The organism is Novosphingobium sp. G106 (genome assembly GCF_019075875.1).
GTDB lineage: Bacteria > Pseudomonadota > Alphaproteobacteria > Sphingomonadales > Sphingomonadaceae > Novosphingobium.
Genome location: NZ_JAHOOZ010000003.1, coordinates 258,107 through 271,135, shown reverse-complemented (window position 1 = coordinate 271,135; position 13,029 = coordinate 258,107). Strand labels below are relative to the sequence as shown.

The 13,029-nt window shown below is 61.2% G+C and carries 10 protein-coding genes and 3 pseudogenes; 4 read left to right on the top strand and 9 right to left on the bottom strand.

What is annotated here, in order from left to right:
* Positions 1-17: 17 nt before the first annotated feature.
* The 4 genes and pseudogenes from KRR38_RS33440 to KRR38_RS33430 form a co-directional block, all read right to left on the bottom strand.
* Positions 18-2,978 (bottom strand): DUF5801 repeats-in-toxin domain-containing protein, encoded by a 2,961-nt coding sequence (locus KRR38_RS33440; protein WP_217408084.1) that lies wholly within the window; start codon positions 2,976-2,978, stop codon positions 18-20.
* 120 nt (positions 2,979-3,098) lie between these two features.
* Positions 3,099-3,149 (bottom strand): annotated as a pseudogene (locus KRR38_RS38105) (hypothetical protein); the annotation flags it as partial.
* A 4-nt stretch (positions 3,150-3,153) separates the two neighbouring features.
* A complete protein-coding gene (locus KRR38_RS33435) occupies positions 3,154-4,059 on the bottom strand; it encodes a DUF5801 repeats-in-toxin domain-containing protein (RefSeq protein WP_217408083.1) in 906 nt (301 codons plus the stop codon).
* Between the two features lie 341 nt (positions 4,060-4,400).
* On the bottom strand, positions 4,401-5,003 hold the full coding sequence (locus KRR38_RS33430; protein WP_217408082.1) for a hypothetical protein: 603 nt from the start codon (positions 5,001-5,003) through the stop codon (positions 4,401-4,403).
* A gap of 750 nt (positions 5,004-5,753) precedes the next feature.
* Between KRR38_RS33430 and KRR38_RS38100 the strand changes: the two are divergent.
* Positions 5,754-5,970 (top strand): annotated as a pseudogene (locus tag KRR38_RS38100) (transposase); the annotation flags it as partial.
* A 554-nt stretch (positions 5,971-6,524) separates the two neighbouring features.
* Here KRR38_RS38100 and KRR38_RS33425 read toward each other — a convergent pair.
* Positions 6,525-6,689, bottom strand: a complete 165-nt coding sequence (locus KRR38_RS33425) for a Flp family type IVb pilin (RefSeq protein ID WP_217408081.1) — start codon at positions 6,687-6,689, stop codon at positions 6,525-6,527.
* 1,160 nt (positions 6,690-7,849) lie between these two features.
* Here KRR38_RS33425 and KRR38_RS36800 point away from each other — a divergent pair.
* Positions 7,850-8,170 (top strand): annotated as a pseudogene (locus KRR38_RS36800) (integrase core domain-containing protein); the annotation flags it as partial.
* A 376-nt stretch (positions 8,171-8,546) separates the two neighbouring features.
* Here the strand turns inward: KRR38_RS36800 and KRR38_RS38095 are convergent.
* Positions 8,547-8,828 carry a Crp/Fnr family transcriptional regulator gene (locus tag KRR38_RS38095; protein WP_375293500.1) on the bottom strand — a complete coding sequence of 94 codons (282 nt, stop codon included), beginning with the start codon at positions 8,826-8,828 and terminating at the stop codon, positions 8,547-8,549.
* Between the two features lie 562 nt (positions 8,829-9,390).
* Between KRR38_RS38095 and galU the strand changes: the two genes are divergently transcribed.
* Positions 9,391-10,284 (top strand): UTP--glucose-1-phosphate uridylyltransferase GalU, encoded by an 894-nt coding sequence (galU, locus tag KRR38_RS33405; protein ID WP_217408134.1) that lies wholly within the window; start codon positions 9,391-9,393, stop codon positions 10,282-10,284.
* A gap of 496 nt (positions 10,285-10,780) precedes the next feature.
* Here galU and KRR38_RS33400 read toward each other — a convergent pair whose 3' ends face one another.
* The 3 genes from KRR38_RS33400 to KRR38_RS37585 all read right to left on the bottom strand — a co-directional run bounded on the left by KRR38_RS33400 (position 10,781) and on the right by KRR38_RS37585 (position 12,406).
* Positions 10,781-10,999, bottom strand: a complete 219-nt coding sequence (locus KRR38_RS33400) for an Arm DNA-binding domain-containing protein (RefSeq protein WP_217408077.1) — start codon at positions 10,997-10,999, stop codon at positions 10,781-10,783.
* A 264-nt stretch (positions 11,000-11,263) separates the two neighbouring features.
* Positions 11,264-12,046: a tyrosine-type recombinase/integrase gene (locus KRR38_RS33395; protein ID WP_309141246.1), complete on the bottom strand. Its 783-nt coding sequence runs from the start codon at positions 12,044-12,046 to the stop codon at positions 11,264-11,266.
* Between the two features lie 168 nt (positions 12,047-12,214).
* Positions 12,215-12,406, bottom strand: a complete 192-nt coding sequence (locus KRR38_RS37585) for a hypothetical protein (RefSeq protein ID WP_309141245.1) — start codon at positions 12,404-12,406, stop codon at positions 12,215-12,217.
* Between the two features lie 162 nt (positions 12,407-12,568).
* On the opposite strand from KRR38_RS37585, the gene KRR38_RS36795 reads away from it, so the two are divergent.
* Positions 12,569-12,979, top strand: coding sequence for a hypothetical protein (locus KRR38_RS36795; protein WP_254515867.1), 411 nt, complete (start codon positions 12,569-12,571; stop codon positions 12,977-12,979).
* The last annotated feature ends 50 nt before the right edge of the window (positions 12,980-13,029 follow it).

Sequence of the window (13,029 nt, the reverse complement as noted above, 5' to 3'; positions counted from 1 at the left end):
CACCAAACTCGTTTTAATCAGAACAGAAGCAGGTCTGGCTCCAAAGAGGAAAGCGGAACGAGTTCGAATAGCGATGAGCTCGTGGCATTGGCTGACGAATCGCCCACAATGTTGATGCTGAACGTTTGCGCATCGGTCTTGTCACCGTCATAATCGGCGACCTGCACGCCGAAATCGAGGTGCGCGTCGGCCGTCTGCGTGTTCGAGGTGATGAAGCCGATATTGGTGATCTTGAACACGTCGCCATCCCAGGTGCCGCCGTTATTCGGACCGGAGTCCTGGATCATATCGAGGTTCTGATACTGCAGCACGCCGTTGACGCTGGATCCACCGCCCGCGCCGATCGCACGGACAAGGTTGACGCCCTGCCCCGAGATGCCTTCGGTCGAGGCAAGTACCTGTGCGCCCTGGATGTGCCAGGTCTCGCCGGCCCCGTTATAATCGTTGCTCTCGATCACGACGAAGCCATCGTTATTGTCGAGCGTTCCGGTAAAGCCGAAGCTGGCGGGCAGCTGGTTGATGTCGGTGTTGTGGTAGATGTCACCGTATCCGACGATTACGGCGCGCGTCGTCGTGTCATTGGGATTGTTCGGATTGACCAGCTTCAGGACAACGACCAGATCCTCGCCGTTGTCGAGCGCGTCGAATTGCATGAAGACGGTTGAGGCCGACACCTTGACCGGCACGGGATTGAGCGGCGGATTTGCGGCGGAGGGGTCGAGGAAGCCTTTGGGATTCCCGCTCCACAGGGTGAAATCGAGCACTTCACCATTCTGCATCGTATCGCCTGCTACGCCTGCTGCGCTACCCGACACACTGACCCAGGAGAGCAAGGGCTTGTCGTTTACGGCAGGGCCTGGATCCGCGTCGTAACGCAGACCGAAGAGCTCGCCGGGGGTGAAAGCATCGTCGTCGCCGTTGCTCCACGCCTCATTTGTCGTAAGTGCATCAAGGTTGTGGTTGTTGGCGAACAGGGCCTGCTTGGTAGCCGTATTGCCATCGGTGCCGCCGCTGTCTTCCGCAGTGCCGTTGAACTGCACGTAGAAGCTCGAGGCCAAGGCAGCGACCGAAACCGGCGGCTGAGAGTTGGTCGTCGTGCTGCTGTTCGCCAGATAGCCGGTGAAACCGACACCCGGGTCGCTCAGCGACAGGATAGTGTAGCTTGATATCGGCGCGTTGAGACTGACGTGGTAAGTGCCCGCGGCCTTGTCGAACGAAAGCGAGCCGGTGGCATTGGTCGCCGACGTGTTATCGGCAGGGTTAGACAGATAAGTGAACGAGAAATTGAATGTGGCCTGGGCGTCGCTTTCAGAAACCCAGGAAACGCTCTTGTTGGTGATCGCGCTTCCCCCAACGTCTCCGCTGGCAAAGGAAAGCAAGAGATCACTGCTCGACGCGCTGTAGCTGTCGCGATCGTCGAAACCGATTCTGTAGGCGAATACCCCGTTACCGCCGGGATTTGGATTGTCGGCGTTGTCGTAGGTGATGTCGTTCGCCGAATCGAGCGTGGTAATCACCGGGCTATCGTCGTCCGCGGTTATCGCCAGCTTGTTGGCGGCGGCATAGGCGGAGTCGCCGTCCTTGTCGGTCACCTTGAGGATTGCCCCGAGGTTGAGCGTCAGTTCATCCTCCCAGGCGACCTCCGCCGTTCCGATCGTAGCCGGATTGTCAGTCACCGGATGGTCGAGCTGGTCGATCAACGTGAAGAGGAATGCACCTGGCGTTCCGCCGACATTGAGATCGAGCGTGAAGACCTCGCGATCGTCTGCCGGGGTGTACCCTGCGGTAAGGCCATTGACGTAAGCGGTTAGCGTGTTGCCGGTTACGTCGTAGAGTACCTGTCCTCCTTGCGAAGTAAGCGAAGGCAGCAGGCCTATCTTGGCGGGGTCATTCGACAGACTGTAGCTTCCGACTCCGTCCGCGCCGGCACCAAAGATCGCCGAGACGTTGCCGCTCGCTGTCTTGGCAGCGAGATCATCATCGCCAGGACCGCCGGTGTTGCCGGTCCCGACGACATCGCCGTCCTCGTCGACGGTCTTCGCCTGCGCGGTGCCGTTGGCGTTGGGCCCATCGTCCTCGAACTGCAGGTTCTGGCCGATGCCGATCGTCGCCGAAGCGTGATCTCCGTCCTTGTCGGTGGGGATCGCGGTCAGCGTTATAAGGCCATCGGAAGCCAGCGTGGCTGCGGCCGCTCCGGTCTCGATGCCGTCGGTGGGATCGTCGTGGACGACCGCGCGCTGCTGGTCGAGCGTGATTTGGCCCGCGCTGTCGACGCTGACCACGAACACGGTCGGACCTACCGCACCAGCTTTGCCGACCACCTGGCCATTGCTGACGCTCAGCACCACCTCGAGACCCGTCGCCGTATCGAACAGGCCCGTCGAGCCGGCGGCGATACTCAGCGCATAGGTGACCCCGCCAGCGCCGAAGACCGGCGTGAACGCACCCGCGAAGCTCTTGGTATCGTCGCCGGAAAGCGTCGTCTCGTCGACGACCAGGGCTGGCTGCGCACCGGGCGCGGTGATCGACGGCCCATCGTCCTCGAACTGCAGGTTCTGGCCGATGCCGATCGTCGCCGAAGCGTGATCTCCGTCCTTGTCGGTCGCGGTCGCGGTCAGCGTTATAAGGCCATCGGAAGCCAGCGTGGCTGCGGCCGCTCCGGTCTCGATGCTGTCGTTGGGATCGTCGTGGACGACCGCGCGCTGCTGGTCGAGCGTGACCTGGCCCGCGTTATCCACGCTGACCACGAACACCGTCAGCGCACCGACCTTGCCGAATACCTGACCATTGCTGACGCTCAGTACGATCTCGAGGCCCGTGGCCGTATCGAACAGGCCGGTTGAGCCGGCAGCGATGCCCAGCGCATAAGTGACCCCGCCGTCCGCGGCGGCGACGCCGTCAGCGCCGAAGACCGGCGTGAAGGCACCTGCAAAGCTCTTGGTGTCGTCCCCGGTGAGCGTCGTCTCGTCGACAACCAAGGTCGGCTGCGTGCCGGGTGCGGTGATCGACGGCCCATCATCCTCGAACTGGAGGTTCTGACCGATGCCGATCGTCGACGAAGCGCTGTCACCGTCCTTGTCGGTTACTGTAGCGGTCAGAGTGATGAGACCGTCAGCCAGCGTTGCCGCACTCAGTCCCGACTCGATCGAATCGTTAGGATCGTTGTGGAGGACCGCGCGCTGCTGGTCGAGCGTGACTTGGCTGTGTGCCGTCGACGCTGACCACGAACACGGTCAGTGCGCCGACCTTGCCGAGCACCTGCCCGCCGACAAGGCTCAACACCGCCTCAGCTCCCGTGGCTGTGTCGAACAGGCCCGTCGAGCCGGCACCGATGCCCAGCGTGTAAACGATCCCGCCGCCCGCCTCTGCACCGTCGCTGCCAAATGAGGAAGTAAACGCGCCCGCGAAGCCCTTGGTGTCGTCGCCGGAGAGGGTCGTCTCATCGACAGTTAGTATTGGCTGCGTGCCGGGGGCCGTAATCGTCGGCGCATCATCGTCGACCAGCAGGTGGGACCCGAGGCCCGCGCTGGAAGTCGTGCCCTCGGTGATCTGGAGCCCGCCGAGGTCGAAGGCGCTGGTAGTCGCGAGGGCTGTGAGCTTGATGCGATTGAAGGAGGCGCCGCCGGCGGCGGTCCAATCGACATTGTCGAGCGAGCCGAGACCGGTAACCTCAAAGCTATCGAGGCCCGGCGCATTGATGGTGGCGAAGGCGTCGACCAGCGAAACCTTGACGCCCGACTGTGTGGTGCCGAACGCCGCGCCGCCAGTTCCCCAGGTCAGAACCACACCAGCATGCGTAACCTTGACCTGCCCAACCGAGACCAGCGCATCATCGTGCAGGGCTGTATCATCGCTGATAGTCGATTCATTCGTGAATGCGTTGTCGATGTAGGAAAAGCTCTCTTCGGGCGTCGTGCCGCCGCCTGCCTTCCACAAGGAAATGCGCATGTTGGCATGGGCGTTGCCGCCGGTGAGCTGGGAAATCGTCAGGCCTGCTCCCACCGTGTTGATGTAGCCGCCGTAGGCGATGTCCTGCCCGTTCGTCCCGGTAGCAGGCACGCCCCCGGTTCCCTGAAGCGGCACGAAGGCGGAAACGAATGTGAAGTTGGCGGTAGATTCGTCGGTCTTGTTCTGGCCGCTACCGCCGTAAGTGAAATGCTGCGCATCGATGCCGATGGTAGCTAGATTTCCTTAGCCGCTTGGCTGGTGTTGACTGTATCGCTGCTGTTGGTAATGATCTTACCATAGCCGCTTGAAGGTCGTCGCCAGTGACCAGCATTGCGACAGTCATGTTCCCGAAAGCAGCGTAGAGGAAATTGCCCGAGGGCAGGTTGGCAAATGTAAACGCGGTGCTGCCCGCCGCGCTTACTTGCAAGACATCACTGAAGTTGATCGGCTCATCAGCATTGTTGCTGTCCGTGTGCTTGAGCGCTTCGAACGTAACCATTTGCACTTGGGCGCTGAGATGGTCGGCGCTTTCCTTCAGGTAGAACGCGGCGACGATCTTTCCGCCCCAGGGTCGTCAAAGTCGCGAAATCGGTATCGGCGTTGATGTGAAAGAAAAGATCCTCGTTCGCCCGGGTTTTGACCGAATTGATGGCTCCCGATGGGGCTGAAGGAGCGAGGGAGAAGAACAAGTTACTGATCGTCTCGCCGGCCGTGGCCGTGACCTGGATGAAGCTGGTCGAACTCGATGCTCCGCCGACATTGGCGACAAAGCCCAGTGCGGTGTCCCTGACCGCATCCAAAGCGGGCTGTCCCGCCGGATCGAGATCAGGAAACAGACCGCTGATGTAGTTTACAAAGGCCACATCCAGGCCGCCAGCACCGCTGGCGAACACGTTCGACGTGGAATTGTAAGTTGCGAGAACGTCGTCGTCCTTGTCGCCGGTCGCCGTGCCATTGGCGTCGGCCGTGGTCTGCAGTGACGCGCTTTCGTCGAGGTCGAGCTGTTGGGTTCCCAGGAGGTTGCGATCGTTGTCGACAGTAATGGAGATAGCCATGACTCGCCCCTGGCTGAAAAGGATAGTCCGTCATGCGATGGCGACCGTCGTTCTATGAGCGTCTCTAAAAGGCCCGCTCTTGCCATTTCATCGTTCGATTGACCAGCCTTGGTTAAGTTAAAAACTGCAGCTTATGCCGCACCGAAATGCCACAATCACGCTCCTGATGGGGCGATTTTCAAACCAATTACGTGAGCAAAATAACCGGGGCGCCAAACCGCTTCCAGCGCTGGTCAATTCACCTACGCTTGAGTCGCTCTAGCACTGAACCCACGCACAGTTTGCTAATATTAGATTAGAGTCAAATATAATATCGCACATAACAGTTACTTTTTCCATTGACCCTCAAAGTCGATTTGGCCAGTATTTTACCTCTATTGAAAAAGCATTATACTCTTTGCCTTTAATCAATGTATCGAGTGCGGCTGGGGCATCCCCTGGTTCAGAGCACGCCTATTTCTGGGTGAGGCCGGTGACCGTGGCCACGTCGGCATCCTCACCTGCCGGAATCGCACGATCCCCGATAGGGTCGCTCGCGAACTTTCAGCCAGGTTCGCCATGAATGAATGTATGGCCCGCCCCGTTTGCACGACGAATTTTCGGGTGATCAGATCAGTCTGCGTCAACGTATACGGCCTCGTGGGCAAGCCATGGCCAAGATGGACATCCGCGCATCTGAAAACCCACAACGGCCACGGCATCGAGTGCCACTTGATTCGCCGGTTTTCCAGATGCCGGCCGATCGATAATGCGCGCCAGAGCGAGGCCTACCGGTTACTGATGTCCATCCCGGGCGTCGGTGCCGTCAACGCAACCGCTTTTGCCACTGCTGTCGAACACCCGGGTAATTCCCAAACTCTCCGTCGGTCGGCGCTTGGCTAGGGGTGACCACGCCCCAATACCAGTCAGGTCAAGTGGACTACGCCGGTCACCTCTCAGGCGCGGCGATCATCAAATGCGAAATCTGCCGCGCCGCCGTGCCGGTGGCACGGGAACTCTCGGTTGTGATGAGCGGGGGGCGCAGCATAGGCAGAACACCGCGTCCAGCGGCGCCGCTCCCTCTTGCATATTCGTAACAGGGGTCGGCTAGCGCGCGCAGCCCCTCGGGGTCACCATTGGCGCCTTCGATCAGCTTGGCGAGCGGCAGTACCACTATGCCAGCCCCACAGTTGCGCGGACCAGAAAGCGCAGTTTTTGGAAGCTGAGCAGCCAGACTTGCGAGGCCGGTCATTCAGAGCAATGACAAGCGCATCGTTGGCACGGAAGGACACACATGGGTGTCCTGATTTTCGACAGTCTCGATACACCACTGTCACCCCGACGTGCTAAGTAGCAATGTCAGAGTCAGCAGGATCAGCATGCGGCCAGCAAGGGGGCCGGGCAGTCAGAGCTGACCGTTGGACGAAGGCCCCCGACATAGCGGGGGTCTTCATTTTTCGCATTGTACGTTTGTCCGTCAGCTGCAGGACACTTGATTTAGCCACGCCCGAGGAGGGGCGAAGCTACAAAAGCTGGCTCGAATCAGGCCGCCAGCGAGGACGACGTGGAGTTGAACGTAGTTCCGAGCTGAGAGCCCAGGCCCTGCATCGCGCTGATCGCGGCAACGGCGATTAGCGCAGCGATCAGACCATACTCGATGGCCGTCGCGCCGGCTTGGTTCGTGCGCAGCTTGCTAAAAAACTTCATAGCCATTTCTCCCTGAACGCCAACTTGCTAGCGCTCCGAAGTTGAGGCTAAGTTAATACCCTCATCGGTTTTTTCGACGGCTGCGCACGCAGGCCAGTTCTGTTCTCGCTTGCACGAACGAAGCGAGGTGTCCGACGCAGCCCAGTTATTCTCTGGAGCGGACGATGGTCGCATCGGCCCGAATTGTCGATGACACGGGCTTTGACCGCTAACCCTAGCGCCGACCATATAGGCTTGAGCCGATCACCGTACGGCCCATTGGGCTCTCTTAGCACGGCCGTTTCGGCTAGGCCGAGGCTCCGCAAAAGATTCAATGTGCCGAGGCGACAGCAATCGGTCTCGACCGCGCGGCGCTGCGCTGAGGTGAGGCGACGAGCGATTCCCTCGACGTACGCGGTGTCCATGATGGGCGCCCTGGAAGTTGATGTCAGTTAACGCAAGCGTGGATTGAGGGTTCCGGCTTTGATGGTTGGGAGCCCTACACGCCCAGTCGCGTTTCACGAGCTGACAGAAAGCAACCGAAGCGCAGGTATGCCAAAAGAGAAACGCGAACCTCGCAAGAGTGTAATCGAACGGGCTCTCGACCTAGCCCGCAGTGGGAATACTCCACCATCGATAAGGTTCGACAGCGTTTGGACGCCGAAGGCTATTTCGACGCCCGGGAGCATTTGGCAGGGCGCTCCGAATCCAACTTCTCGCGCTCTTGCACAAAAGGGTCGAAATCCGAGACGGCGAATAAGCTGACGCGACCGGGCCACGTCTCCGGTAATGGACTCAAGAAAAGCGGAATACTTAGGAGTACGTCGCCATCATGATGACGCATTCAATGGTTGTGCTCGTCGTCGAGCCAGCGCGCTCGGCCGGGCGGCGGCAAGCGTTACCGCGCTGAGCTTGCAGACTCCCGGCCTGGCGCGCTGGTATCGGTATCCCACCGCCCGAGCGTCCTTGCTGCTGCTTCACTCCGGCAGCAAGGACGCTTAGCGTTTTCGGGTTACGTGTGGCTCGTTCGAGCGTTTTACCTACGTGCCGCCGCTCGACCCCTGCGGCGCCACACGAAGGGTTGACCGACCCTCCAACTTGCCCCCGACCCTGGTGGCCGGGGGCTTATTCAAGCGCAGCTCAGCTTCCCGATTGAGTGCCGCGACTGCGCCCCGTCATGCCTATGCCTGGTCGACGACTACACGCGGGAGTGCCTGACGCTGGTGGCCGACACGTCATTGTCGGGCGTGCGGTTGGCTCGGGAGTTGACGCGGCTGATCGGCATGCGCGGCAAACCACACACGGTGGTCAGTGACAACGGCACCGAGCTGACCACATCGGGCATCCTGCGCTGGTCGCAAGAGCGGCAGGTCGAGTGGGACTACATCGCGCCGGGCAGCCGATGAAGAATGGCTTTCGTCGAGAGCTTCAACGGGCGCCTGCGGTACGAATGCCTCAACGAGACGCTATTGTCGTCTCTGGCTCACGCCCCCTTCGTGCTCGACGCCTAAACTGGGCAAGGTCGGCGGCAACGCTCGAGGAGCGAGTGAGTTAAGGCAAATGGCGTCACCGTTTGACGTCAGCCAGCGAATCGAAAGGCTTGGGCATGATAGATACGAGACCGTATCAGCGGCCGTTTTCCGTTGAGGTCTACGATGGAGAAGTCGTCGTGAGATCCACCGAGGGCCCTTTCTCTGCGCACTGACGCCGACCGCGGCGGCGAAGACCGCGGAAGACTTAGCAGCCGCTGCGAAGATTGCGCTCGATCATCAAGCATCGCAGCAACGAACCTCGCGAGATTGAATATCTTGGCGAGCAAATGCTAGGGATTCCCGGCAGCTGCAGTCCGCAGTTTCGAGCCGCAGGACATCAAGGATTTCAAGGCCTCCGCCGCGACCCACTTCGTATTTGTCCAGCTCGTTGCAAGGTCGACATCGCTGCAGCGACGGTAGTACGTGGCACACCCAGAAGCTCGGCCAACGCGACTTTTGTGATTGGCAGCTTGGACGAACCAAATTTATCCGCTGCGTCCAGAAGGGTGCGCGCAAGCCGATTCTCCACGCTGTGAAGGGCATTGCACGCAACATATTGCCGTGCCTCGACCGTCAGAACCTCGACATATTTGTTGAATGGCGGTTCGAAGCGTGGAGCTATTATCATAGAGCGCGCGATATGTCGTCGCTGGGGTTTGCCATAACACACCTCCAAATTGGACCGTCGCCGCGGAATAGAACGTCCGGCTTCCGCAGGCTTCGAAAACACCCACGGCCCCTTCGTGGCCTAGGAGTGCCACATTAACGCTTTCGCCAGCGGCGGTTTCGATCCCCGGCACAATTACGGCGGTGGTAGGGAACTGAACATGCTCTACTTGCTCCCCGGGCTGCTGGAGGGACGCGCCTTTTCGTAATTCGAAAGGCGTGAATTTGCCCTGGAACTCCGCCCAGATCTCTGGCTCGATGCTTGCGATAAGCGCGTTTCGTCTCGGCATTATGTTCCGAATGTCCTCTGGCGGAGAAAGCTCTGGAACACTTAACGGCCATTCGCACTATGCTGTAGTAAAGTCGACAAGGCCTGAACATGGATTTTGCTAGGCACGCGTTCTGAGAATGGGGCCTGTAGCAATGAGTGGGACGGTAGCGGAACTAACTCTGATTGATCAGTCCGCGAGTCAGTCGGAAACCTGCATTATGTTCCATATCGGAATGGGATTATGAGCGCCGACATGACCGACCATTCGCTTCGCAAACCCGTCCGCAAGGCCGTTTTCCCCGTCGCCGGTCTCGGCACCCGATTCCTCCCCGCCACCAAGGCGATTCCCAAGGAGATGCTGCCGATCATCGACCGGCCGCTGATCCAGTACGCCGTCGACGAAGCGCGCGAGGCGGGGATCGAGCAGATGATCTTCGTCACCGGCCGCGGCAAGACTGCGATGGTCGAGCATTTCGACAACGCCTTCGAGCTCGAGGCGACGCTGCGCGAGCGTGGCAAGGCGCTCGACGCGCTGGAACCAACGCGCATCCAGCCCGGCAACCTCGTTGCCGTGCGCCAGCAAGTGCCGCTGGGTCTCGGCCATGCGATCTGGTGCGCGCGAGCCATCGTCGGCAACGAGCCATTCGCCATCATCCTGCCCGACGAGCTGATGATCGGCGCTCCAGGCTGCATGAAGCAGATGATGGAGGCCTACAACGAGGTCGGTGGCAATCTGATCTCGGTACTCGAAGTGCCGCACGAGAAGGTGTCGAACTACGGCGTGATCGCGCCGGGCGAGAAGCGCGACGGGTTCGGCGGCACGCTGACCGAAGTGAACGGGCTGGTCGAAAAGCCCAAAGCCGAAGAGGCGCCATCGAACCTGATCATCTCTGGCCGTTACATCCTTCAGGCCGACGTCATGCGCACGCTCGAAAACCAGGAAAAGGGTGCGGGCGGCGAGATCCAGCTGAGGGACGCCATGGCCAAGATGATCGGCCATCAGCCGTTCCACGCGGTCACCTTCAACGGCCGGCGCTTCGACTGCGGCTCAAAGGTTGGCTTCGTCGAGGCGACGCTGGCGCTGGCGCTGGAACGCCCCGACATCGGCGAGGCCGTGCGCGCCATGGCGAGCCGGCTGCTTCGGTAAGCTGCCAGGGGACGGATGACAGATGCCCCCGTGCAACTGCGACGAGAACAACAGCTTAGGCCAAAGCCCCCCTGCCCCTCCTGGTCGGTCTTTCTGCGGCCGATCGCGATCACCCCCGCCCCGTCGGCATCGGGCCCCTCGATATCAGTCACCTGCATCGCGGCGAGTTCCGAGCGCCGGCAGCCGGTGTCGTAGGCCGTTAGCAGCAGCGAACGGTCGCGTACCATCTCGATCCGGCCTCGCAGCCTGTTCGCCGTTTCCGGCACCTTGCTCCAGATGGGCAGCACATCCTCGGTGTCGATCTCTTCGACCACAAGGTGCGCAGCGGCGCAGCGTAGACTGTGAGAGTCATCTTCCACTGGGCGATGTGCTTTGGATTGCGCCATGAAGGCTCCATCGTCGCTATGTAGACGTCTGAGTAGGTGCCGAAGGTGACATGGCGATCGCACTGCTGCCGGGCAGTCTTGGGGTTGCGCCCCTCGCTTACCATTTCGCGCTATTCGGCCGCCATCTCGCGCGCCTTCGCGAGCGAAAGATCGCGGGCGCTCCCCAGCCCTAGCGACCTTTCCCGTTCTCGCCAGGTGTAGCGGAAAATCCATGAGCGCCGCGACCCATCGACGAGGAGATAAAGGCCGCCTCCGTCCGCATGCTTGCCGGGTGTCTTCAGTTTTGCTGCCTGCATCGCGGTCAGGCGATTCAAGGTGCGACTGGTCATGGTCTTGAACTCCCGTCCAAGACCCCTTCCCGCCATGGGCCGAAGCTGCACGAGGGAGTCAGTTCACGCGGAGGACCGGTTCCAGTACCCCGTCCATTACCCTGTTTAGTGTCGCGCTTACCGATGCGTCGCGAGATTACCCGAGACAACCCATCGCAGCAACCATTTGAAAGAAGAAGATTTACTGAACGTCTTGAGACCAGGTGCGACCTCCTGAGAAGGCGCAGTTGGCGGATAGCGTGGGGTTCGAACCCACGGTGCGTTTCAGCTCCCGCGAAACCTCCTCGCCATCCGCGCGGAGGCTCCCCTCTTGGCCGCCCGCTTGGCGCCATAGCGCAAAACCGTCTTGGGATCCCGCCAGCGGTAGGCCTGCATGATCGCCGGCAGGCCCTCGCCCGCGGCGATATTGTCCTGGGCGACGCCGACGCGGATCGAGTGCGAAGACACTGACCTAATCCACCGCACGACCTCGGTCTCGCCCATGTCGCCGAGCAGCCGCTTGTCATAGGCCTGCCGGATCAGCCGCTTATAGATCAGCGTCACCGAACCCGGATGGAGTGCCCCCTCCCCTACCGAGCGGACCGAACCGTCGAACCAGGTCTCCACCCGCCGGAACAGAGGCCCGCGCGTGATGCCGGCCTTCGAGCACCACGCCTCGATCGCGCGCATCGCCTGCGGCGACAAATAGGCCTGGGCCCCCTGCCCTTCCTGGTCGGTCTTGCTCCGGCCGATCGCGATCACCCCTGCCCCGTCGGCATCGGGCCCGTCGATGTCGGTGACCTGCATCGCCGCGAGCTCGGAGCGCCGGCAGCCGGTGTCATAGGCGGTCAGCAGCAGCGCGCGGTCGCGGAGCCCAAGCAGATCGCGCCGCGTCGCTTTCAGGAGAATTCCGAGCGAGACGCCGCTGGCCAGCGCATCGAGATCGCTTCCCTCGCCTTTGAACCGGATCGCCCTTGCCTGACGCTGCCGAGTGCCCAGCGCCTTGCGCGCCGCCTTCAGCTCCAGCCGCACGAGCGGCGCCGCGGTTGGATCCTCTCGCCCGGCCATGCGGTAAGCCCACCCGATGCTGACGAGGTACCGCGCAATGGACGCAGCAGCGCGGGTCTCGGTTGCGCGCGCCGCGGCGCTGTCAGGGTCCTGACCCGCGAGCGCGCGGACATAAGCTGCGACGGTGTGGGAGGTGGCTTCCCCGGTGGCGACGCGCGAGAGCTGGTACTAGGTATCCCAGAGCCTAATGTCGGACAGGAACGCGTGGATCGTGTTTGCCGACCAGGCGCGCGCCGCGGCTTCGACGAGCTGCGGATCGACGATGATCTGCTCGGTCGCCAGCGCGCGGACCTCGCTGACGACGTCAGACAAGCGCGGCGGCGGCGCGGCATTCCTCAGGGCAACGGCGCGTTTCGGCATGGACGCGAGCTGTCGTTTTCAGCAAAAGACCAGACTGCAAGGCACTGAGATTCCTTTGACCATGTGAAAGCCGACCCCCGGACTCTCGCATTTGTGGAGCACATTTGCTACCAAACGACCGGACCCGGCAACACGAGTCCCTGATGCAATCGGGGATAGATCATGGCCGACGTCGGTACCGCCCTGACGAGGACTAGCTCTGCTGATTGGCGCATCGCTTGTAGCCGCGACCCGGCGATCCGCATGCTCGTGGAAATGCCCAAAATAACCCGCATTGCCCTCCGCGACGTAGGCACAGAACTGGGCTTGAACCGATCGCGAATCTACGAACTTGTCGCGCGCTACCGCGAGGCGCCTGTCACCAGTTCCCTGCTGGATAAGGTAGGCGGCTATCCCAAAGGGCGGCGGCGGCTCTTGCCAGAGCTCGAACATGTCATCGCCGCAGAAATCGAGCGGTTCTATCTCACCCGCCCGAAGCCAAGGCTAGCCCAACTCGTCCGCAGCATCAAACACTTGTGCCATGATCAAGGCTGCGCGCGCCAACGCGCAATACGATCAGCAGCCGCGTTCTAGCGATCGGAAAAAACCGGCTGATCAAGGCCCGCGATGGTCCCAAGGCCGCT

What these genes read in the sequence shown, in the direction of transcription:
- KRR38_RS33430 (WP_217408082.1), bottom strand. Translation starts at nt 5,003, where the DNA reads ATGGCTATCTCCATTACTGTCGACAACGATCGCAACCTCCTGGGAACC.
- KRR38_RS33425 (WP_217408081.1), bottom strand. Translation starts at nt 6,689, where the DNA reads ATGAAGTTTTTTAGCAAGCTGCGCACGAACCAAGCCGGCGCGACGGCC.
- KRR38_RS38095 (WP_375293500.1), bottom strand. Translation starts at nt 8,828, where the DNA reads ATGATAATAGCTCCACGCTTCGAACCGCCATTCAACAAATATGTCGAG.
- galU (WP_217408134.1), top strand. Translation starts at nt 9,391, where the DNA reads ATGACCGACCATTCGCTTCGCAAACCCGTCCGCAAGGCCGTTTTCCCC.
- KRR38_RS33400 (WP_217408077.1), bottom strand. Translation starts at nt 10,999, where the DNA reads ATGACCAGTCGCACCTTGAATCGCCTGACCGCGATGCAGGCAGCAAAA.
- KRR38_RS33395 (WP_309141246.1), bottom strand. Translation starts at nt 12,046, where the DNA reads ATGGCCGGGCGAGAGGATCCAACCGCGGCGCCGCTCGTGCGGCTGGAG.
- KRR38_RS37585 (WP_309141245.1), bottom strand. Translation starts at nt 12,406, where the DNA reads ATGCCGAAACGCGCCGTTGCCCTGAGGAATGCCGCGCCGCCGCCGCGC.
- KRR38_RS36795 (WP_254515867.1), top strand. Translation starts at nt 12,569, where the DNA reads ATGGCCGACGTCGGTACCGCCCTGACGAGGACTAGCTCTGCTGATTGG.